Consider the following 20,858-nt stretch of genomic DNA (forward strand, 5'->3'; position numbering starts at 1 on the left):
CCGATGAACGTATTCGACTATCTCGCGTCGAGCTGGCCCGAACTGCTGCAACTCACGTTGCAGCACATCTGGCTGGTCGGTATCGCCGTAGGCTGCGCGATCGTGGCCGGCGTACCGCTCGGCATCCTGATCAATCGCCATGACTGGCTTGCCGGGCCGCTGCTCGGCGTCGCGACCATCGTGCTCACGCTGCCGTCCATCGCGCTGTTCGGCCTGATGATCCCGCTCTTCTCGCGCTTCGGCCAGGGGATCGGCGCCGCCCCCGCGATCACCGCCGTGTTCCTGTACTCGCTGCTGCCGATCATGCGCAACACGTACCTCGCGCTGCACAACGTGGATGCGGGCATCAAGGAAGCCGGCACCGGCATCGGCATGACGTCGTGGCAGCGCCTGCGGCTCGTCGACCTGCCGCTCGCGGTGCCCGTGATTCTCGCGGGCGTGCGCACCGCGGTCGTGATGAACATCGGCGTGATGACGATCGCCGCCGTGGTCGGCGCGGGCGGGCTCGGCACGCTGATCCTGCGCGCCATCGGCCAGAGCAGCATGATGAAACTGCTGGTGGGCGCGGTGCTCGTGAGCCTGCTCGCGATCGTCGCCGACCGGCTCCTGCAGAGGCTGCAGCGAGCATTGACACCGAAGGGAGTGCAGAAGACATGATCGAACTCGACAAACTGACCAAGACCTTCACGCGCAAGGACGGCCAGGCCGTGCGCGCCGTCGACGCCGTGAGCCTCTCGGTGGCCGAGGGGGAAATCTGCGTGTTCCTCGGCCCGTCGGGCTGCGGCAAGACCACCACGCTGAAGATGATCAACCGGCTGATCGCCCCCACGTCCGGCCGCGTCCTGATCAACGGCGAGGATACGGCGCAACTGAACGAGGTCGACCTGCGGCGCCACATCGGCTACGTGATCCAGCAGATCGGGTTGTTCCCGAACATGACGATCGAGGAAAACATCACCGTCGTGCCGCGCCTGCTGGGCTGGGACAAGAAGCGCTGCGCCGAACGCGCGCGCGACCTGATGGCGATGGTCGCGCTCGATCCGAAGCTGTACCTGAAACGCTATCCGCGCGAGCTGTCGGGCGGGCAGCAGCAGCGTATCGGCGTGATTCGCGCGCTGGCCGCCGATCCGCCCGTGCTGCTGATGGACGAACCGTTCGGCGCGGTCGATCCGATCAATCGCGAATCGATCCAGAACGAGTTTTTCCAGATGCAGCGGCAACTGAACAAGACCGTGATCATGGTGAGCCACGATATCGACGAAGCGATCAAGCTGGGCGATCGCATCGCCGTGTTCCGGCGCGGCCAGCTCGTGCAATACGATCATCCCGACACACTGCTCGCCCGCCCGCGCGACGAATTCGTCGCGCAGTTCGTGGGCCAGGACAGCACGCTCAAGCGCCTGCTGCTCGTGAAGGCCGGCGACGCCGCCACGCAGCCCGAAACGGCACGGGTCGATACGCCGCTCGCGCACGCGCTCGCCGTGATGGACGAAACCGACTCCCGCTACCTGACCGTGCTCGACGACGCGAGCCGCGCGCTCGGCTACGTGACGCGCCGCGCGGCGCGCACCGATGGCGGCGTGTGCGGTGAGCGCGTGACGCCCTTCCCGGCCGGCGTCGCGGCGGACGACAACCTGCGCATCGTGCTGTCGAAGATGTACCAGTACAGCGCGTCGTGGATGCCGGTGCTCGACCCCGACGGCACATGGCTCGGCGAGATCACGCAGGACTCGATCGCCGCGTACCTCAGCTCGGGCCGCTCGCGCCGGCAGACGGGCCAGCCGCCGGGCAGCCCGGCCGATGCGGTCGCGGCAAGCGCCACGCACTGATTCGTCTCCGTGCCGGTGCGGCGTCGCACCGGCACGGGCAAGCGAATCGATACCGGGCGCGAGGGAAAACAACGCTCGGCCAGGCCCGGCGATCAAACGCCGCTTGACCCGACTTCAACTGAAAACCGTCAAACCCGAACCGGCGAGCGGACGCCGTTTCCATCATCCGTGTTTCCCGCAGACGTAATCCATGACCAGCGTCTGAATGGAGTCGCGCTCGACATACCGGTAATCATCCGAATTTTCGCGAGATATGTAGACCTCGCCCGGCTGCGCGCCGGCCATGCTGGTCTTGCCCATCGCCCAGGTCTTGTTCTCGCAGTCGAACGACCAATCGGATACGACGCGCTTCACCGGAAACGGCGCCGAGTAACGGCGCGGCTCGGCGTATACGATCTTGACCGTCACCCACGAATTGCGCGTATGACGCTCCACGGAAGCGGGATCCACATGGAGCGCGATGGCCGGGCCGGGGCCAAGCGTGATCCAGGTCTCGGCCCATGCCCCGCTTGCGGCGAGCGCAACGAATGCTCCCGCAATCCAGCGTCTTTTCATTTTCATTCCTCGAATCCGGCTCGGTGAAATCCGGCGGCCTGATTCTACTTTCCCCGGTTGCGTGACGTGCGTGCTTCAAACCGGAACATGCACCGGCTTCGGCTCATTTCTTCCAATCGACATCCGGTCATGCCTGTCGAGCGCGTATAAAAAATCAGCGTGCCGAATGCATCGCGAATTGCATGAATTCGACTCGCGTAGAATGCCCGCAATAATCGAACATCAAGCCGAGCGGGCCGCCCTTCCATTCCACTCGCACCGGCACAACGCGAACAAGACAACACGGACACGACCCGTGGCATCCGCAAACGGCGCCGCCCCGACCGCGCGCGCTCTTGCGACGATCGCCCGCCGACCACGCCTCCATGAGCAAACCGATCCTGTACCTCCTCGCCGGCAACGGCAGCGCGGCCGACTGGTGGGACGATGCGCTGCCCCACTTCCGGCATTACCAGCCAGTGCCGCTGGAACTGCCGGGCTTCGGCGACAACCCCGCGCCGCCCTGCGAGGATCTCGCCGCCTATGCACAAGCGCTGCTCGACATGACCGAGGCGGGCCACGCGATCATGGCGGTCGGCGTGAATGCGCTGCTGGTGCTGCACGCGTTGCAGCGACGCCCCGGCCACTTCAGCCGCAGCGTGCTGCTCGCACCCGTCGGCGCGTTCCTGTGGGAACGCCGCCTGCCGAAACTGATGGCGCCGAAGCCGCTGCGCAAGACCATCCACTGGCTGCTCGCGCACTACCCGACGCTGTTCGCCCGCAAGTTCTCGAACCTGACCTGGACACGCGCACAGTACCGCCGCATGGGCGCCGGCTATGCGCGCTGCCGTGCGTTCCTGCCGCACTGGGATCTCGTGCGTGCCGATACCGCGCTGCCGCTGCTCGAGTGGGTCGCCGATCGCATCGAACTCGTGTGGGGCGACCAGGACACCGTGCTCGGCGTGCGCCAGGCCGCCGCGTGGTCGGCGATCCTCGCGCGCGCCAACCTCACCGTCACGCTGCAGGCCGGCTGGGGACACTATCCGTGGATCGACGCGCCGGCGGCATTCGTGCACTGGCTCGAAGCGGGCGATGCCGGTTTCGTCGCGCATACCAAGGGCGGGCGCCTGGCGCTGGCGACGATGGCCGGCCTGCCCGTGCCGCCCGCGTTGTCGCTGACCCGTGCCGACGATCCGCGCCTGCCCGGCTTTCTCGCGAGCCAGCCCGACGCCGAGTGGGCGGTCCGCTCGTCGAGCCACGGTGAGGACCAGGCCGATGCGGCGAACGCCGGCCTGCATACGACGTTCCTGCGCGTACCGGCCGCGCAAGCGGCCGCGCGCGTGGCCGAGCTGCTCGACGGCGGCCTCGAGGAAGCGGTCGTGCAGCGCTTCATCACGCCCGTGCTGTCGGGCATCGCGTTCGTGCGGCATCTGGCAGTCGAAGTCGAATGGGTGGAGGGCCACCTCGAGACACTCGCCGACGGGCAGGCCAGCCCGCAACGCGCGATCCTGTCGCGGCTTGGCGAGCCGTGGCAGCGCGGTACGTTCCCGACCGCGCACGGCTTGAGCGCGACGCAGCTGTGGGCCTTCCTGCAGCGTGTGCTGCGCGCGTTCCACTACGTGCCGGGCGACGTCGAATGGGCGTGGGACGGCCGGCAGCTGTGGCTGCTGCAGTACCGTCCGATCAGCAGCTACGGCTGGCATCGCCACCTGACCGCCGCGAACATCGCCGAGATCCTGCCGCCGCAGCCGAGCCGGCTGGTCGAGTACGCGCAACGACGCGCGGCCGGCAGCATCCCGGCGATCATGGCGCGCTGGGATGCACGCGTACTGCAGGACAACGAACCATTTACCGCGCTCTATGGCGGCGCGTCGTACATCAACAACGACCTGTTCCTCGCCCGCCTCGCCGACTGGGGCGTGTCGGCCGGCAACTACAGCGGCGAGATCGGCGGCGCGACACCGCCGCTGCGCTGGCGGCCGCTGCGGCTGCTGCGTTCGCTGCCGGTGTTCTGGCGCATGCTGCGTGTCGCGCGCGGGCACCTGCCGACGCTCGAGCGCGGCTTGCAGCGCTTCGACCAGGAACTCGCGACGCTCGTCGAGCAACATGCCGACGGCCAGCAACTGGCCGACTGGTTCACGCGCTTCTACGTGTTCGTCGTGCAGGGCAACCTGTGCATCGCGTCGTCGCTGGCCAGCAGCGGCGGCGCACTGTGGGGCCGTCCGCCGACTGCATACGGCCAGCTCGACGACAGCCCGCATCGCCTGCCGTGGGAAACCGATCCGGGCACCACGCGGCCCATGCCTACCGACCTCCCGCTGCAGGCGTTTCCCGACTGGCCGCTGCCGGTTCGCGTGCTCCACACGCTCGGCGCGCCCGGCATGCGCGGCTGGTATCTGCAGGTGCGCGAGTGGTATCGCGACAACCTGATGCGCGTGTTCTTCCGCCTGCATCATGCGATGCCGGCCGCCGATCGCGACACGTGGTTCGCGCCGCATCCCGATCGCCGCGAACGCAACGGCAGTTTCTGGCAGGACGGCAGCGAAGGCACCGACGAGGCGGCCGGCTTCATGATCTATCCGGGCCACACGCAAGGCGTGCTCGGCCACGACATCCTGCTGGAAGACACGCTCGATCCGGGCCGGCACGCGCAGTACCAGGCCGCGCGCGCCGTGATCGCGCGCATGGGCGGCCGGCTGTCGCACGGCGCGACACTGCTGCGCGAGCTGCGCAAGCCGTCGGCCGTGCTGCCGCGCGTCGATGCGGCGTGGGTCGGGCGCGAGGTGCGGCTCAGCGACGGCCAGCTGACGCTGGTCGAATGAACGCGATGCGGTGGCCGTCCGCCTGAGCCTGAACTGCGTACGAGTCAGCGCACCGGCGTGCGGACGACTCCGTCGACCTTCAGCGTGCGTCGGTCGTGCGCGGCTTCGTATTCGACCGTCTGCGCGGGCGTGACGGCGCCGTACGAACGGCCGTTCACATAGACGATGCCGTCCCGCAGCTCGACCCGGTCGCCGTTGACCGTCGCGGTGGCCCGCTCGCCCTGCAGCACGGCGCCCGAGCAGCCGGCGCTCGAAAAGCTGCGTACCGACGTGCCCGGCATCGCGGCGACACCGCCCGGGTCCGCCGCATGCGCCGCGCTGCACGGCGGCGCATCCATGCTGCCGGCCGCGTGGGCCGCGCCCGCGCTGATGCCGCATCCGGCAAGCAACGCAATCGTCATCGGCTTCAGAGGGTTCATGGTGCGCTCCGTTGTCCGCCGCCGCGGATCGATGGCCAGCCGACGCCCTTGATCGCATGGCGGGCAGGCCGGATGCACCCAGTATGCGTCCGCTTCGCGGCACGCCGCCATCCGCGTCAGTACCACTCGTCGCCGCCCCGGTTCGCGGCGACACCGGCCCCTGGAAACACCTCCTGGCGCGCAACCTGCCCCCATGAAAATCCGCCTTGATCAAGTTGCGACCCGCAACTATTATTGATTGCGATCCGCAACCTTTCCAGGCCGCCCATGGACCTCATCGACGCTCCCGCCAAGCCTCGCGAAGCCACGATCCTCGAGCTGCGCGACTTCTCCCGCAAACTGGTTCGCGAGCTCGGCTTCATGCGCGCGACGCTGGCCGACAGCGACTGGGCGCCGTCGGCCGTCCACGCGATCCTCGAGATCGGGATGGCGCCCGGCATCAACGCCCGCGATCTGGGCAACATCCTGCGGCTGGACAAATCGAACACGAGCCGGCAACTCGCGCGACTCGAGGCGGCCGGTATCGTCGAGCGGCGCGTGTCGAGCGACGATGCGCGTGCGATCGAGCTGTACCTGACCGCCGAAGGGAAAAAGCTCCAGAAGAGAATCGACACGTTCGCGACGGACCAGGTGTCGAATGCGCTGCGCCGCATGGTGCCCGCCGACCAGCAGGCGCTGCTGCGCTCGCTCGCGATGTATGCCGATGCGCTCGCGCAAGACAACGCCGCGAAAGCGCCCGTCGCGGCACTCGACGCGCCGGCGATCCGCGAAGGTTACCAACCGGGCTGCATCGGCGATATCGCGGGCCTCCACGCGCGCTTTTATTCGGAACACTGGGGCTTCGGCGCCTTTTTCGAAAAACGCGTGGCGACCGAGCTGGCCGAGTTCGCCGGTGCGCTGCCGGCCGACGGCAAGGCGCTCTGGCTATGCCAGGAAGACGGGCGGACACTCGCGTCGCTCGCGATCGACGGCGACCCGGCAACCGGCGTCGCGCACCTGCGCTGGTTCATCGTGAACGACGCGCTGCGCGGGTCGGGCATCGGCCGCCGGCTCATGACGGAAGCCATGCGCTTCGTCGACGCGCAGCGGTTTCGCGAAACCTATCTGTGGACGTTCAAGGGGCTGGACTCGGCGCGCCATCTGTACGAGTCGTTCGGTTTTGCGTTGACCAGTGAATCCGCGGGCACGCATTGGGGAACCGAGGTGGTCGAGCAACGTTTCAGCCGGCCGGGGCCGTCGAGCGGCTGAGGGTCGATGGGACCGCTCCGTCGCGCTACCCCATCCCGAAGAGCGAATCGAAGACGTTCTTGATCCACGTCTTGACGTCACCCCAGGCGATTGCTTTCTTCCTGAGCATGCTTGTCAGAAACACGATCGACCACGCGACGGCCAAGGCCAGGGCGACGCATGCGCTAAAAAATGAAAATGTGCTCATTAAAATCGTACGAGCCGATCGGCAACAATCAGGACGACCTTCTCATCGGGATTCGCGGCAGACCACGTCGCCGCAACCGGATGAACGCCTCACTCTCGATGTAAAAGACGAACGCGCAGGAAAACTGCACGCGAGCGACCACACGGCGCGCGGCCGGCGCGTCACTTGATGCGCTGCACGCGCGCGATGCCCCAGACGAGTATCGCGGTAACGACGGCGGTCACCCCGCTCGCGAGCCAGATCGACTTCGTCGTGATCCACGTCCCGATGAATGCGGCAGCAAAGATGCAGGCCGCGCCCCATTCGAGCACATTGTCCAGCCGGTTTCTCGATCGGTAGCGTGGCTTGTCGGACGGATCGCGCGGAATCGGTGCCGCCTGCCGCGCGCGCGGCGCGCAAGCGGGAAACGCTTCGACCAGCGCACGGCTCGGCCACGGATGCGCATCGGCATGCGCGTCGCCCGATCCCGTCACTCGCCAGACGGCGTCGGCATCCGGCGCACGGCGCAGTTCCTGGATCTCGCGGGCCAGGCCCGCATCGGGATCCTTCTGCCGCTCCAGCAACGCGACCTGCGCAAGTTCGGTTGCAAATGCGTCCGTGGTATCACACACGTCCGGCAATCCGCTCGTGCGAACCAGCACGAATTCCCCGAACGCGGTGGCGACGTAGTCGACGAATGCATCGTAGATCGCACGGTAGCGCTCGCCGAGCAGATCGACGAGGGTGTCGCGGCGTGCGGCCGCACGCGCGAGCGCGTTCGCCTTCGTCGTGACCAGGTACGGATAGCGCGCGTCGCGCTCCTCGGGCGTCGCACCTTCCAGATATTCGTCGAGTTCGTCAGCCTGGTCTTCCGGATCGAAATCGTCGATGCGATACGCGAAGCGCACGTCGTCGGGCCCGAACAGCACGCGCCAGAACAGCGGAATGAACGCGTTCGCTTCGAGCGACGGGCCGCCGGCCGCGAAATAGGCGTTCAATTCGCCTTTGCGCCCTTCAGGCATGCGCGGCCACGGCGGGCTCTCGAGAAACACGGGATGGGACATAACGCGGGCCCCCAGTCGGGATGATCGGATGGTTGTCTTTTTCGGAACGACTTTCACCAACGCACGACAGGCCGACGCATTTTGTCCGACTTTACAAACCTTGTCACCCCGGTCTTTCGACTGGCTTTCCGATGATCGTTCGGTGGCGATCCGGGCGGCAAACCGTCGAATAGTCCCATCACTTCGAGTACATCATGGCCAGCAAAAGCAACCCCGCTTGCGCGATTTTCCCGTCATCGCCTGGGCATGCAAAAACGTCCGTTCCTCCGTTGCCGGCCACGACAGGCACGGCAGTTCCGCCATCATCCGCAGATGTCGCAGAAAGCAGGCCTTCGACCTCATCAAGTAGCCGCATCCCGCGCACGCCGCTGCGACCGGGCGCGTGCGCGGCCACCTTCAGCGTCCGCGTCTCGAGAATGTGAACGTCGCGCGCTACGTGCCGAGGCGCTCAGTCGACCGCCGGAATCCATGCGGCGGTCGCCGCGCCGCTCGCGCGGAACGCCGGAAACTTCGCGGCGAGTTCGGCCACGGTATGAATGTCGTTCTTCACGAGATCGTCGCGGGTGATCAGCGTCGGCTTCACCGCGATGCGCGCGCCCGGGTCCTGCCCTGCGACCAGCAGCGCGGCGGCCCGCACCGACACCGCGCCGACGACCGCCGGATTGGTCGCGGCCGTCGCGACCCACGCGCTGTTCGGCGCGCGGATGGCCTCGATGTCGGCCGTCGACACGTCCGCGCTGTAGATGCGGAGTTTCGACGAGAGCCGGGCCTCGTCCGCCGCGAGCTTTGCGCCGCGCGCGAACTCGTCGTACGGCGCGAACACGACGCGAATGTCGGGATTCGCGCGATACACGGCCGCCGCCTGGTTCGCGACGGATTGCGCGATCGGATTGTCGACGGTGCCCCAGCGCGCCTTTTCCTGCACCTTCGGGTGCGCACGCTTGAAATCGCGCCACGCAGCATCGCGCCGGTCGAGCGGCGCGAATCCGGCCACGTACACGTACCCTGCCGCGAACGCGTCGCCGTTGTCCTTCACCGCCTGATCCAGCAGCAGGTTCGCCAGGTCGCGATCGTTCTGCTCGATCTGCGGCACCTTCGGATTGGCGAGATCGACGTCGAACGCGACGACCTTGATGCCTTTGTCGAGCGCGCGCTGAACGACGTCCTTCAGCGATTCCGGCAAGCCGTGATTGACGATGATCGCCGACACGCCGATGCTGATCGCCTGCTGAATCTGCTCGCGCTGCTCGGCCGCGTCCTGCCGGCCTTCGTAGATGCGCAGATCGACGCCGAGCGCGCGTGCCTGCTTCTGCGCGCCGGCTTCGTAGGCTTGGAAGAAATCGCCGGTCGACAGGTAGTTGACGAGCGCGATCTTCACGCCGCCCTTGTCGAACGGCGCAGGCGCCCCCTTGAGCGGACCGGCGTGGGCCGCGGGCGCACCGAGCACGAGCGCGGTGCCCAGCACGAGTGCACCGAGTTTCAGTTCGATACGCGACTTTCGGCGAAGCAACGAGCGCATGGCGTGTCTGTCTCCCAACAAGGACGATATCGGCTCAATCTATCAGCGCGCCACGCGAATTCAAACCGACCGATTCGGCAATCGATATTACTTTGGATAACAAACGGTCTTGCCTGAAGATGATTCGAACCGCAGGTGCCCGAGCCTGGTCTCGGCGACCTCACGCATCACGCGCGGGCATCGGTACGGCGACCGATGCCGAACGTGAATGCAAGGGCCAGCACGAGCAGCACGCCCTTGATGAAATCCTGCATGTAGTAGGGTGCGTTCAGCATCGTGAGCCCGTTGAGCAGCACGCCGACGAACACCGCCCCGACGACCGTGCCGAATACGTTGGGCCGCTTCGCGCCCCACACCGCGTAACCGATCAGCGCAGCCGCCACCGCATCGAGCAGCAGCGAGTGGCCCGCGCTCACGTCGCCGCGGCCGACCCGCGCGGCGATCAGCACGCCGCCCAGCGACGCGATCGCACCCGACACGACATACGCGGCGACGCGGTAGCGCGCGGCCGGCGCGCCGGCCAGCCGCGCGGCCGTTTCGTTGCCGCCGATCGCATAGATCACGCGGCCCCAGCGCGTCGCTTCCATCGTCACGCAGGCCAGCACCGTCACCGCCGCGAGCAGCAGGACCGGCAGCGGTACGACGTCGAACACGCGCAGCCGGCCGAGCGCGAGAAAGGCGTCGGGGAACACGCCCGTCGCATCCGTGCCGTCGGGCAACACGGAGCCGGTCGCGAGCGAACGGCCGCCGGTCGGGATCAACTGCAGGCCGGCCAGCAGGAACAGCGTGCCGAGCGTCGCGAGCTGGTCGGGCACGCGCAGCCGCGTGATCAGCAAGCCGTTGAACAAGCCGGCGGCCACGCCAAGCACGACGCAGGCGAGCACGGCCGCCCATGCGCTGCCGTGCCAGACGACCAGCACGTAGCTCGCAGCCATCTGCGCGGTCGCGGCCACGCTGCCGACCGACAGGTCGAAGCCGCCGGCCGCGAGCGTGACCGTCACGCCGATGCCGAGCAACGCGACGATCGACACCGCCTGCAGGATGCTGAACAGATTGTCGACGTTCAGGAACGCGGGCTCCCTGAGCGCGAACACAACCACGAGGACGGCCAGCACGAGCAGGATGCCCGTCCGTTCAAGCACATCGCGGATGCGCGCCGGCCTGCCGCGCGACGACCGTTCGGCGGAGGCGGCATGGCGGACAGCGGAAGAAGTCACGGGTTTCATGAGCAGGCACGCACGATGGAAGAAGTGGGAGGCGAACAATCGAGCGTCGCGCGATCGAACCGCACGATACGATCGGCGATCTCGGCCGCTTCCTCGAGATCGCTGACGAACACGATCGTCGTGCGCTCATGCGCATGACGCCGCAGCGTATCGACGATATCGGCGCGCGCGCCCGCATCGATGCCCTGGAACGGTTCGTCGAGCAGCAACAGCCGCGCCGGCTCGGCGTGCCAGCGCGCGAGCACGACCTTCTGCTGGTTGCCGCCGGACAGGTGGGCGACGCGATCGTCGGGCCCGTCGCAGCGAATGCCGAACCGCGCGATCGCCGCCTCGGCGGCCGTGCGTTCGCGCGTTCGGCGCACCGCGCCGCTCGCGAACCAGCGCGACAGGAACGGAAAGCCGATCGTGCCCGCGATCGACGCGAACGGAACGCTGTCGGGAAACAGCGACGTACGCCACCGGTCCTCGCCGGCCAGGAATACGCCGGCGCGAATCGCGTCAGCCGGCGAGCGTGGTCGCCATGTCCGGCCGTCGAGCGTCATCTCGCCAGCCGCCGCCCGCACCGCGCCGAAGATCGTCCGCGCGAAGCGCGACTTGCCGCCGCCGACAGGGCCCGCGATCGCGACGATCTCGCCGCGCTGCACGTCGAGGTCGAACGGTGTACTGGTCGGCGTCAGCCGCATCTGCCGCACGCTGAAGCCTGGGCCTGGGCCCGGGCCTGAGCCTGAGCCTGAGCCTGAGCCTGAGCCTGAACCTGAACCTGCGCCGGCTCCGGCCTGCCCGGCGCGCTCCGGCACCGGTTCACGCGTACGCGGCAACGGCCGGCCGATCATCGTTTCCACAGCCGCGTCGAAATCGATCGGTGCGGCCAGGTCGGCGACGATCCGGCCGTCGCGGACGATCGCCGCGCGATCGGCGATACGGCGCAAATCGCCGAGCCGATGCGACACCAGCAGGATGGCGACGCCATCGCGGCGCAACGCGTCCACCAGCACGAACAGCCGCTCGGCCTCCGCGGCCGACAGGCTCGCGGTCGGTTCGTCGAGAATCAGCAACGACGGCTGCCCCGCCAGCGCACGCGCCAAGGTGACGCGCTGCTGGTCGGCCAGCGACAGCGAGGCGAGCGGTGCGGCCAGGTCGACGTCGAGCCCGACCCGTGCGGCGAGCGATCGCGCCGCGGCGCGCCGTGCGGCCGGCGGCGCGCGCCATGGCGAGGCCGGGTCGCACAGCCGGTCGAGCAGCAGGTTGTCGGCGATCGACAGCGTCGGCACGACGGCGTCGGCCACCGACTGGTGCACGGTCGCGACGCCGAGCCGCTTGGCCGCGTGCGGCGACACCGGCCGATAGGGTTCGCCGCGCAGCGTCAGCGTGCCGCCGTCCGCTTGCAGCGCGCCGCTCAGGATCTTGACGAAGGTCGACTTGCCCGCACCGTTCGCGCCCATCAGCGCGACGACTTCGCCGGCGCCGATCGACAGGTCGAGCGCCGCCAGCGCGACGGTCGCGTCGAAGCGTTTCGCGATGCCCGTGGCGCTCAGGACAGGCGGTAACGTCGATCGATGGGGCCGATCGTCGCGCGTCACGTCCATCGTCTCGTTCGTCGCGCGACTCATGCCGGACGAGCCTCGTCGGCACGACGCGGTTGCAGCAGGAACAGGTCGTCATCGATCATGTCACGCCACTCCGATGAAAGTCGTCCAGCCTTGATCGGCGGGTCAGCCGGCTTCAGCCACGGGAAACCGAAACGAAGCGCCATAGGCCGTGTCCGGCAGGCGGTCCCGCCCACTCAGCCGTGACCGGAAGGTGCCGCTCGCCGGCGTCGCTCGGTACAGGCCGCGCTTTTTCAGTTCCGGCACGATCAGTTCGGCGAAATCGTCGAGCGTGCCCGGGCTGATCAATGGATTGAGCATGTAGCCGCTCGTCGTCGATTGCCGCGCATGCTCCGCGAGCTGGTCGGCGACTTCGTCAGGCGAGCCGACGAGAATCAGGTCGGTGCCACGCGTGACGTTCGCGAACTTGCGCCGCACGTCGCCGGCGGTGAGCGGCTTGCCGCTGCCGTCCGGCCGCACCACGTAGGACGTGAGCCCTTCCGTTTGCGTCGTCAACGGTTCGTCGTCCGCATAGCGATCGATGTCGATGCCGGTATCGCCCGCATAGCTGACGAGTTGAGCCTGCAGGTGATAGTGCTGCTGCAGCGCGTGGTACTTCTCTTTCGCATCGGCCGACGAACGCGCCGTCACGATCCGCAGCACCGTGAGCGCCTTTACATCCTCCGCTGCGCGGCCGTTTTCGACCGCCAGCCGCCGGATTTCATCGAGGCCCGCGCGAATCTCGTGCGGATTCGACTTCGCGACGAACACCACTTCCGCGTGCTTCGCCGCGAACTCGCGCCCCCGCCCGGACCAGCCGGCCTGGATCAGCACCGGCGAGCGCTGCGGCGACGGCGCACAGACGTGCGGGCCATGCACGCGATAATGCGTGCCTTCGTGCGCGATCGGCCGCACGCGGTCGCCGCGCGCGTAGCGCGGCTCGCGCTTGTCGGCGACGACCGCGTCGTCCGCCCAGCTCCCTTCCCACAGCTTGTAGGCCACGTCGAGAAACTCCTCCGCACGTGCGTAGCGTTCGTCATGGCCGATCATCCGGTCGAGCCCGAAGTTGCGCGCCGCGCTCGTCAGGTAAGAGGTCACGATGTTCCAGCCGATCCGGCCGTTGCTCAGGTGATCGAGCGTGCTGAAGCGCCGCGCGAGCGCGAATGGATGTTCATACGTCGTGCTCGCGGTCACCCCGAACGCGAGCCGCTCGGTCTGCGCGACGAGCGCCGGAATCAGCATCATCGGATCGTTCGCGGGCGCCTCGACCGCCCACTGGACCGCCGCGTCGGCCGACCCGCCATGGACGTCGTACAGGCCGAGCACGTCCGCGAAGAACAGCATGTCGAGATCGGCCTGCTCGGCCGTGCGCGCGAGGTTCGACCAGAACGCGAGCGTATTCGCGCGCAGCCGTTCGTCGGCGGGATGGGTCCACAGGCTCGGCGCACCGCCGCAGCCGACGCTGGCCTGTTCGTAAAGGGAAAACAGCAAGGGGCGAGGATCGGACATCGTCGTGTTCAGTGCAAATGCTGGAATCAGTTGGGTGCCGCCCACGCGCCGGACGATGCGCCGCGGCGCCGTGCGGGCGTGCGATCGTCGGGCTCGCGCGTCAGGTAGCGGTTGAGGTGTATCTCGAGACGGGCGGCCGGAATCGTCAGCAGCGCGACCAGCACGACATAGACGATCGCCGCGCCGGCCAGCGGCTCATAAACGCGCAAGGTTTCGAAACGAAGCGTATTGGCCGTCCCCATCACGTCGAACACCGTGACGGTCGACGCGAGGACGGTCGACTTCAGCAGCAGGATCGCTTCGCCGGTGAGCGCCGGCAGCGCGAGTCGCCACGCACGCGGGCCGACGATCCGGCGCAGTACACCCGCCCGCGTCATTCCGTACGCATAGCCGGCCTCGATTTCGCCGGCCGGCACCCCGGCAATCGCGCCGCGCAGGATCGTCGCGACATAGGCGCCCTCGTTCACGCTCAACGCGACGACCGCATACCAGAACGCGTCGCGCAACAGCGGCGACGCCCAGCTGTCGCGCATCCATTCGCGCGGGACGATCTGGCCGAAGCCGTAATACAGCAGATAAAGCTGCACCAGCAGCGGCGTACCGCGCACCAGCATGATCCAGCCGCGCGCGGGCCAGCGGCAGGATGCGTGGCGCGAACCCGCCGCAAGCGCGAGCGGAATGCCGATCACCATGCTGGCGATCCCCGACAGCAGCAGCAACGCCAGGGTGGTCGGCACCGCGGCGAGCAGCTTCGGCATCACCGTGTCGAGCAGGAACGTCAGCGAAAAATTCATGCGCAGGCGCGCCTCGTACCACGATTCACGTAACGTTCGAGCATCGCGAAAAGGCCCGTCGACGCGACGCTCAACAACAGGAACAGCGCGGCCGTGACCAGGTAAAAGAAGACGTAATGCCGCGTCGCACCGGCGGCGAGCTGGCTCGCCTTCAGCAGATCCGTGAAAGACCCGAGCACGCTGATGAACGACGCATCCTTGGTCGCGTTCAGCCACACGTTGCCGACGCCGGGCAGCGCGAGTCGCGCCGCAACCGGAAGCCGGATGCGGGTCAAGGTTTGCCACGGGCTCATGCCGTACGCGTGCGCGGCCTCGATCTGCCCGGCCGGCACGTTGATGAGCGCCGCGCGGAAGATATCGGTCAGATAGGCGCCCTGGATGAAACCGAGCGACAACGCGGCCACGATGAACGGATCGAACGCGAAGCCGTCGGGCACCAGGCCGCTGCCGTGCAACGCGGACTCGAGCGCAGGTGCGACCGCATAGAACGCGAGCAGCAGGCACAACAGTTCGGGCAGCGCGCGCACGAGTGTCGTGTAAAGCCGTGCCAGCCATGCGAGCGGGGCGTGTCGCGACAGCTTGCCGAGCGCGCCCGCGATGCCGAGCAGCGTCCCGGCGCAGAACGACGCAGACGCGACGCCGAGCGTCAGTGCGAACGCGCCGGCGAAGATCCGCCCGTAACCGCCGTCGCCGAACGCGAGCAATGCCAGCAGCGAATCGTCCGCGGTCATCGGCTCAGCGCCCCTTCTCGATCGTACCCTTCAGGTTCGGATAGCGAGCGGTGATCGTATCCCACGTGCCGTCCTGCTGCAGTTGCGCGATCACGGTCGACAACCGGCCGCGCAATGCATCGCCTTGACGCACGCCCGCGCCGATGCCGAGACCGAGCACGGGGTTGTCCGCGCAGGTGGCCTTGACCTCGAAATCTTTGCCGTCACGCGACGACAGGAAGGCCGTAAACAAGCCCTTCGCTTCCTGCACGTAATCGACCCGGCCCGAGACCAGATCCGCGAGCGCGTTGTCGAATTTGTCGAACGCCTTGATCTGGGCGTCGCGCTTGAAACGTGCATCGAGGAACGCCGAGAAGTTCGTGCCCGCCTCCACGCCGATCACGCGATCCTTGAAGGTGGCCGGCACCGCGCAATCGACGCGGCGCCGATCGCTTTTCGCGCCGACGAAAACGGTCGGCGACTCATAGTATGCACGACTGAAGTCGATCGCCTTCTGCCGTTCGCCGGTGATCGTCATCGACGACCAGATCACGTCGATCTTGCGGTTCTGCAGCGCGGGGATCAGCCCGTCCCATGCGATGTCGGTGAGTTCGCAGCGTACGTTGAGCTTGCTGCATGCCGCGTCGAGCAGGTCGACCTCCCAGCCCTTCCACTCGCCGGTGGCATCCTTCGAGAAGAACGGCGGGTACGACTCGGCGTCGATGCCGACGCGCAGCGTCGGTTGCGCCGCGTGGACGGCCGGCAACAGGCCGATTACGAACAGTGCGGCCGCGGCACGGCGGACCGTTGAGAGCTTCAAGCGATTCATTTGGCAGACTTCTCGGATAACGTCGACATCGCCGGTGTTGCACCGGCATCGGGATGCGTGACTTTAGTGCCTGCCGATGCGTGTACCAAATGGTTATTTTTTCGATGGATATCTGATCGGAAGATATGCCGCTGCCCTACGTGCCTGAGGCGAGGATTACTCAACCATCGGCCTCGAAATCCGGCGTCTCTTGAGTTTGGAGAACGTCGGGGCGACGGTCCCTCAACCGACGAACTTCGCTTCCACTCCGCTTCGCACAACGAGATCGAAACGCTCCGGGCGGATCGGGAAAACCGTGGATTCGCACGTGCGGCCATCCGACATGCGCGACGGATGCCGCAATACGAGCAACGGCGTGTGCAAGGCAATTCGGAGGTACGCTGCGACTTCCATCGGAGAACCAACGGCCGTGACCGACATGTCCGCATCCGTGATGTCCAACGATCGCGGCAGCAAACCGTCGAATATTCTCATCACTTCGAGCCGGTCTTGACCGGCAAAGCGGCCTCACGCGCGCCGGTCATCCACCCTCGCCACCCCACCCGGACGCATTCATCGGCCTTCGAATCCCTAGGGAAAATCCCGAGACATCCTTACAGCGATTTACCTGATGATTCATGGAAGCGTCATGTTTCGGCGATTCAGGTGTCCGCCAAGCTTTCAATTCGCGTCACGCAACCGATGCCGCCGCGCGGCACATGCGATGACCGAAACCTGAAACGGCAGCCGCCGGCGAATCGTCAGGTGTTCAATACTTTCAACAACCCGGTCGAGAGTAATCGTGAGATTCCGTGGCCCGCTGGTGCGGTGGAGACGAGGCGATGCGCGAAACCTGCGCGCCGCGATCGCGTCCTCCGACGACGGTGGCGGCGGGCAAAGCCCTCGCCTGCCGCTGTCGATCTACACCATCCTGTCCCGCCGCTCCGTTCGCCGCCACAACGCCGTCGCCGCGCGTGCATACGTCGCGATCCATACCGACGACGTGGCCTCGCTGCTGCCTTAGCGCCCCGCCCCGTTCCCTGACTCCGTTCGACCCATTGGCCGTGTCACCCGACCGGTGACGGGATCGGCTCGCGCTGCGTTTGCGAACATGCAGCGCGCGCAGTCGAATGGACTCCTGATCGTCTCGCATCGCGTTCGCTTCCTTCGAACGACGCTTGCGCACGCCTGCTTCATCCAATGAACCATCGCGCCACGACCCGCGCCTCGCGGCTCGACGCGCGCACCGAAATGGAAGACTCCGTCATGCGAATCCGCACGCTTCGCCGCGCCGTTGCAACCGCCGCCATCCTGTCTGCCGCCGCGGCTGCCGGCACGACCGCCCACGCGGCCGGCGAACTGAACATCTACAACTGGTCCGACTACATCGCGCCGGACACGATCCCGACCTTCCAGAAGCAGACGGGCCTGCACGTCCGATACGACAACTACGACAGCGACGACACGCTGCAGGCAAAACTGATGTCGGGCAATTCCGGCTACGACGTCGTCGTGCCGACCTCGAACTACATGGCCAAGCAGATCCAGGCGAGCGTCTACCAGCCGCTCGACAAGTCGAAGCTGCCGAACCTCGCGAACCTCGATCCGCTGCTGATGAAGATGGTTGCCGATGCCGATCCGGGCAACCAGTATGGCGTGCCGTGGGCGTACGGCACCGACGGCATCGGCTACAACGTGCAGGCCGTGAAGAAGGCGCTCGGCGACAAGGCGCCGGTCGACAGCTGGGCACTGGTGTTCGATCCGGCCAACATGGCGAAGCTGAAGAGCTGCGGCGTGTCGTTCCTCGATCAGGCCGTCGACGTGTTCGCGGCCACGCTGCAGTACATGGGCAAGGATCCGAACAGCACGAACCCGGCCGACTACCGCGCCGCGTACGACGTGCTGAAGAAGGTGCGCCCGTACATCACGCAGTTCAACTCGTCGGGCTACATCAACGATCTCGCGAACAACGACCTGTGCGTGGCGTTCGGCTATTCGGGCGACGTCGGCATCGCGCACCGCCGTGCCGCCGAAGCGAAGCGCCCATACCAGATCGGCTTCGCGAACCCGAAGGAAGGCGGGCTGCTGTGGTTCGACATGATGGTGATCCCGAAAGACGCGCCGAACCGCGACGCCGCATTGAAGTGGATCAACTACGTGCAGGATCCGAAGGTCAACGCCGGCATCACCAACGCGGTGTTCTATCCGACCGCGAACAAGGCCGCGCGCCAGTATGTGAAGCCCGCGATCGCGCGCGATACGTCGGTCTATCCGCCCGACGAAGTGCTGAGCAAGATGACGCTGCTCAAGCCGATGCCGCCGGAGATTCGCCGGCTGCAGAACCGGCTGTGGGCGCAGTTGAAGACGGGGCGCTGAACCGCGCGCCGGCGGCACGCCGCCGCATCGAAACCGGGGACATCACGTGCCAGGGCGCCGACCTGCCACGCGCGCATCGCAACGACAGTCGTCGAACCGGTTGCGCGAACTATCGCAGCGCCTGCTCCGCCGCAAACGCGTGCTCCACGAAGCGGATCACGTCGTCGAACGACGACGTGCACGTCGCCCCCGCCGCAAGCTCGCGAAACGCACCGTCCGGCCCGAAGCAGATGAGCGGCTTGCGCCAGCGCCGCGCGAGCGCGATTTCCTCGGCCGTGCCGTGACCGCCCGGCAGCGCAACGATCAGGTCGCTGCTCAGCACGTTCACGTAGTTGCGGTTGAGCGTCTCCGGGGCGGCGCCCGGCTCACGGCGCGGCAGAGGCGTGAGGATCGGGATGTCGACGAACGGATGCGGATAGCCGTCGAGCGGCACGAAGCCCGCGAGCGGATCGGCCTGCGTCGGCAGGATGCCGATCGACCGGCCGGCCCGCCCCGGCACGCCGGCGAACGCGCGCGCGACCGCCAGCATCACGCCCTGCCCGCCGCCCGTCAGCAGGTTGAAACCGGCCTGCGCGAGCCACGCGCCGAGCGGCTCCGAAAACGCGAGCCACGGCTCCTTGCCCGAGCCCATCACGCCGATCGTCTTGTTCTTCTGTTGCATCGAAATTTTCAACGAAGTCTTTGTGTTGCGCGCGCCGACCGCGCTCATTCGAGCTCGACGCCCTTGAGCTCGGGAATCAGGAACAGCGTCGCGACCATGTCGAGCACGTAGAGGCCGGCGAGCAGCGCGATGGCCGTCTGGAACGAGTAGTGCGCGGCCAGCGCGCCGACCGCGACCGGGCCGAAGCCGCCGACCGCGCGGCCGATATTCCACAGCACGTTCTGCGCGGTGGCGCGTGCGGCCGTCGGATAGCCTTCCGACATCAGCGTCCCGTAGCCGCCGACCATCCCGTTGACGAACATGCCCATCAGCGCACCGGCCCACAGCATCGCGGTCGGGTCCGACAGCCGCGCATACGCGAGGACCGTCACGACCGCGCCGAGCTGGTACAGCAGGAACGTCGGCTTGCGCCCGATGCGGTCGGCCAGCTGCCCGAACACCCAGACGCCGATCATCATCCCGACGACCGTCGCCGCCGTCCACAGCCCCGACTTCGTCAGCGAGAAGCCCATCTGTTTCGACAGGAAGGTCGGCAGCCAGATCATGATCCCGTAGTAGCCGAAGTTCTGGACCGAACACAGGATCACGATGCCGACGCTCGTGCGCGCGGTGCGGCCGTCCGCGACGAGCAGGCGGAACGCGTTGGCCTTCGGCTGCGCTGCGCGCCGCACGAACGCTTCAGGCTCGTGCAGCCGGTTGCGCATCGCCCACGCGAGCAGCGCCGGCAGCACGCCGACCACGAACATTCCGCGCCAGCCGATGTGCTGCAGCAGGAACGGCGTCAGCAGGGCCGCCAGCAATACGCCGGCCTGCCAGCCGAGCGCGACGTAGCACGACACGCGTGCGCGCTTGCTGGCCGGCCACGCTTCCGCCGCGAGCGCCATGCCGATCCCGAACTCGCCGCCCAGGCCGATGCCCGCGATGGTGCGGTACACGAGCAGATCCTCGAAGCCCTGGGCGAACGCGCACAGCCCGGTGAAGATCGCGAACAGCAGGATCGTCCAGGTCAGCACGCGCACCCGCCCGTACCGGTCGCTCAATGCACCGAACAGGATGCCGCCCGCGACGGCGCCGATCAGCGTCCACGTGACCAGCGCGCCGCCCTGCCCGGGCGTCAGATGCAGCGCCGCCGTGATCGCCGGCAGCATGAAGCCGAGGATCAGCAGGTCGAAGCCGTCCATCGCATAGCCGATCGCCGATCCGGCCAGCGCTTTCCACGCGTACGCGCCGACCTGCTCCACGCGCGGGGCCGGCGGGCCTTCGAGCGACGAAGATTCTATGTTTGCTGCCATGGTGTCCTGCCACGATTGTCCGGCGACATTTTAAAGCCTGTGCCCGTGAGCGACGGGGCCGGCAGCGCCCGGTAACGAGGGTTCGCGCGCGCGTCGGCGCCCGCTTGCAGGACGGCGAGCGGGAATTGGCGGGGAATGAACGGGAGGAGAAAAACGGCGATCCGGTGTCGACGGCGAAGCCGGTGATGTCGCGATCAGGCCGGACACCGGATGAAAGACAGCATGATGGCGGAGTGTTACCGGCCGGGCCGCTCGCGCGAACCGGTCGGCGCCGGGCGGCCTCGCGGCCCGGCCG

At 67.3% G+C, this 20,858-nt stretch carries 20 protein-coding genes; 7 read left to right on the forward strand and 13 right to left on the reverse strand.

Annotated elements, in window-relative coordinates:
* The first annotated feature begins 3 nt into the window (after positions 1-3).
* Positions 4-657 carry an ABC transporter permease gene (locus CFB47_RS36770; protein WP_089464183.1) on the forward strand — a complete coding sequence of 218 codons (654 nt, stop codon included), beginning with the start codon at positions 4-6 and terminating at the stop codon, positions 655-657.
* On the forward strand, positions 654-1,829 hold the full coding sequence (locus tag CFB47_RS36775) for an ABC transporter ATP-binding protein (RefSeq protein WP_089464184.1): 1,176 nt from the start codon (positions 654-656) through the stop codon (positions 1,827-1,829). Before CFB47_RS36770 ends, CFB47_RS36775 begins: the two co-directional genes overlap by 4 nt.
* Positions 1,830-1,991: 162 nt before the next feature.
* Here the strand turns inward: CFB47_RS36775 and CFB47_RS36780 are convergent, their stop codons facing one another.
* Positions 1,992-2,390, reverse strand: coding sequence for a surface-adhesin E family protein (locus CFB47_RS36780; protein ID WP_089464185.1), 399 nt, complete (start codon positions 2,388-2,390; stop codon positions 1,992-1,994).
* A gap of 359 nt (positions 2,391-2,749) precedes the next feature.
* Between CFB47_RS36780 and CFB47_RS36785 the strand changes: the two genes are divergently transcribed.
* Entirely contained in the window at positions 2,750-5,185 is a 2,436-nt protein-coding gene (locus tag CFB47_RS36785) for a PEP-utilizing enzyme (protein ID WP_179259044.1), read from the forward strand.
* A gap of 44 nt (positions 5,186-5,229) precedes the next feature.
* Here the strand turns inward: CFB47_RS36785 and CFB47_RS36790 are convergent, their stop codons facing one another.
* Positions 5,230-5,604 (reverse strand): sugar ABC transporter ATPase, encoded by a 375-nt coding sequence (locus tag CFB47_RS36790; protein WP_089459607.1) that lies wholly within the window; start codon positions 5,602-5,604, stop codon positions 5,230-5,232.
* 267 nt (positions 5,605-5,871) lie between these two features.
* On the opposite strand from CFB47_RS36790, the gene CFB47_RS36795 reads away from it, so the two are divergent.
* Together CFB47_RS36795 and CFB47_RS40940 are read left to right on the forward strand one after the other, a co-directional pair.
* The gene (locus tag CFB47_RS36795) at positions 5,872-6,852 is read left to right on the forward strand and encodes a helix-turn-helix domain-containing GNAT family N-acetyltransferase (protein WP_089464186.1); all 981 of its coding nucleotides are present in this window, start codon (positions 5,872-5,874) and stop codon (positions 6,850-6,852) included.
* Between the two features lie 59 nt (positions 6,853-6,911).
* Entirely contained in the window at positions 6,912-7,208 is a 297-nt protein-coding gene (locus CFB47_RS40940; RefSeq protein WP_143330917.1) for a hypothetical protein, read from the forward strand.
* On the opposite strand, the gene CFB47_RS36800 is transcribed toward CFB47_RS40940, so the two are convergent.
* The 9 genes from CFB47_RS36800 to CFB47_RS36840 form a co-directional block, all read right to left on the reverse strand.
* Entirely contained in the window at positions 7,201-8,016 is an 816-nt protein-coding gene (locus CFB47_RS36800; protein ID WP_143330918.1) for a hypothetical protein, read from the reverse strand. The genes CFB47_RS40940 and CFB47_RS36800 overlap by 8 nt on opposite strands.
* Positions 8,017-8,530: 514 nt before the next feature.
* Positions 8,531-9,601, reverse strand: coding sequence for a substrate-binding domain-containing protein (locus tag CFB47_RS36805; protein WP_089464187.1), 1,071 nt, complete (start codon positions 9,599-9,601; stop codon positions 8,531-8,533).
* A 167-nt stretch (positions 9,602-9,768) separates the two neighbouring features.
* Complete coding sequence (locus CFB47_RS36810; RefSeq protein ID WP_089464188.1) at positions 9,769-10,827, reverse strand: ABC transporter permease; 1,059 nt, start codon at positions 10,825-10,827, stop codon at positions 9,769-9,771.
* Positions 10,824-12,437 (reverse strand): sugar ABC transporter ATP-binding protein, encoded by a 1,614-nt coding sequence (locus CFB47_RS36815; RefSeq protein ID WP_089464189.1) that lies wholly within the window; start codon positions 12,435-12,437, stop codon positions 10,824-10,826. Before CFB47_RS36815 ends, CFB47_RS36810 begins: the two co-directional genes overlap by 4 nt.
* A gap of 102 nt (positions 12,438-12,539) precedes the next feature.
* Positions 12,540-13,922 (reverse strand): LLM class flavin-dependent oxidoreductase, encoded by a 1,383-nt coding sequence (locus tag CFB47_RS36820; RefSeq protein WP_089464333.1) that lies wholly within the window; start codon positions 13,920-13,922, stop codon positions 12,540-12,542.
* 26 nt (positions 13,923-13,948) lie between these two features.
* Complete coding sequence (locus CFB47_RS36825) at positions 13,949-14,716, reverse strand: ABC transporter permease (protein ID WP_089464190.1); 768 nt, start codon at positions 14,714-14,716, stop codon at positions 13,949-13,951.
* Positions 14,713-15,447, reverse strand: coding sequence for an ABC transporter permease (locus CFB47_RS36830; RefSeq protein ID WP_089464191.1), 735 nt, complete (start codon positions 15,445-15,447; stop codon positions 14,713-14,715). Before CFB47_RS36830 ends, CFB47_RS36825 begins: the two co-directional genes overlap by 4 nt.
* 4 nt (positions 15,448-15,451) lie before the next feature.
* The gene (locus CFB47_RS36835) at positions 15,452-16,255 is read right to left on the reverse strand and encodes a transporter substrate-binding domain-containing protein (RefSeq protein ID WP_089464192.1); all 804 of its coding nucleotides are present in this window, start codon (positions 16,253-16,255) and stop codon (positions 15,452-15,454) included.
* Positions 16,256-16,477: 222 nt separating this feature from the next.
* Positions 16,478-16,729, reverse strand: a complete 252-nt coding sequence (locus CFB47_RS36840) for a UTRA domain-containing protein (RefSeq protein WP_089464193.1) — start codon at positions 16,727-16,729, stop codon at positions 16,478-16,480.
* A gap of 307 nt (positions 16,730-17,036) precedes the next feature.
* Between CFB47_RS36840 and CFB47_RS36845 the strand changes: the two genes are divergently transcribed.
* Complete coding sequence (locus CFB47_RS36845) at positions 17,037-17,258, forward strand: hypothetical protein (RefSeq protein ID WP_089459616.1); 222 nt, start codon at positions 17,037-17,039, stop codon at positions 17,256-17,258.
* Between the two features lie 242 nt (positions 17,259-17,500).
* Positions 17,501-18,610 (forward strand): polyamine ABC transporter substrate-binding protein, encoded by a 1,110-nt coding sequence (locus CFB47_RS36850; protein ID WP_089444573.1) that lies wholly within the window; start codon positions 17,501-17,503, stop codon positions 18,608-18,610.
* Positions 18,611-18,719: 109 nt separating this feature from the next.
* Here CFB47_RS36850 and CFB47_RS36855 read toward each other — a convergent pair whose 3' ends face one another.
* Positions 18,720-19,271: a DNA-binding protein gene (locus tag CFB47_RS36855; RefSeq protein ID WP_179259045.1), complete on the reverse strand. Its 552-nt coding sequence runs from the start codon at positions 19,269-19,271 to the stop codon at positions 18,720-18,722.
* A gap of 44 nt (positions 19,272-19,315) precedes the next feature.
* Entirely contained in the window at positions 19,316-20,563 is a 1,248-nt protein-coding gene (locus CFB47_RS36860) for an MFS transporter (RefSeq protein WP_089464195.1), read from the reverse strand.
* Between the last annotated feature and the right edge of the window lie 295 nt (positions 20,564-20,858).

The organism is Burkholderia sp. AU27893 (assembly GCF_002223205.1).
GTDB lineage: Bacteria > Pseudomonadota > Gammaproteobacteria > Burkholderiales > Burkholderiaceae > Burkholderia.

Bases quoted from the DNA above. Each gene is read 5' to 3' on its own strand.
- CFB47_RS36770 (WP_089464183.1), top strand. From the start codon at position 4: ATGAACGTATTCGACTATCTCGCGTCGAGCTGGCCCGAACTGCTGCAA.
- CFB47_RS36775 (WP_089464184.1), top strand. From the start codon at position 654: ATGATCGAACTCGACAAACTGACCAAGACCTTCACGCGCAAGGACGGC.
- CFB47_RS36780 (WP_089464185.1), bottom strand. From the start codon at position 2,390: ATGAAAATGAAAAGACGCTGGATTGCGGGAGCATTCGTTGCGCTCGCC.
- CFB47_RS36785 (WP_179259044.1), top strand. From the start codon at position 2,750: ATGAGCAAACCGATCCTGTACCTCCTCGCCGGCAACGGCAGCGCGGCC.
- CFB47_RS36790 (WP_089459607.1), bottom strand. From the start codon at position 5,604: ATGAACCCTCTGAAGCCGATGACGATTGCGTTGCTTGCCGGATGCGGC.
- CFB47_RS36795 (WP_089464186.1), top strand. From the start codon at position 5,872: ATGGACCTCATCGACGCTCCCGCCAAGCCTCGCGAAGCCACGATCCTC.
- CFB47_RS36805 (WP_089464187.1), bottom strand. From the start codon at position 9,601: ATGCGCTCGTTGCTTCGCCGAAAGTCGCGTATCGAACTGAAACTCGGT.
- CFB47_RS36810 (WP_089464188.1), bottom strand. From the start codon at position 10,827: ATGAAACCCGTGACTTCTTCCGCTGTCCGCCATGCCGCCTCCGCCGAA.
- CFB47_RS36815 (WP_089464189.1), bottom strand. From the start codon at position 12,437: ATGAGTCGCGCGACGAACGAGACGATGGACGTGACGCGCGACGATCGG.
- CFB47_RS36820 (WP_089464333.1), bottom strand. From the start codon at position 13,922: ATGTCCGATCCTCGCCCCTTGCTGTTTTCCCTTTACGAACAGGCCAGC.
- CFB47_RS36825 (WP_089464190.1), bottom strand. From the start codon at position 14,716: ATGAATTTTTCGCTGACGTTCCTGCTCGACACGGTGATGCCGAAGCTG.
- CFB47_RS36830 (WP_089464191.1), bottom strand. From the start codon at position 15,447: ATGACCGCGGACGATTCGCTGCTGGCATTGCTCGCGTTCGGCGACGGC.
- CFB47_RS36835 (WP_089464192.1), bottom strand. From the start codon at position 16,255: ATGAATCGCTTGAAGCTCTCAACGGTCCGCCGTGCCGCGGCCGCACTG.
- CFB47_RS36840 (WP_089464193.1), bottom strand. From the start codon at position 16,729: ATGAGAATATTCGACGGTTTGCTGCCGCGATCGTTGGACATCACGGAT.
- CFB47_RS36850 (WP_089444573.1), top strand. From the start codon at position 17,501: ATGCGAATCCGCACGCTTCGCCGCGCCGTTGCAACCGCCGCCATCCTG.
- CFB47_RS36855 (WP_179259045.1), bottom strand. From the start codon at position 19,271: ATGCAACAGAAGAACAAGACGATCGGCGTGATGGGCTCGGGCAAGGAG.
- CFB47_RS36860 (WP_089464195.1), bottom strand. From the start codon at position 20,563: ATGGCAGCAAACATAGAATCTTCGTCGCTCGAAGGCCCGCCGGCCCCG.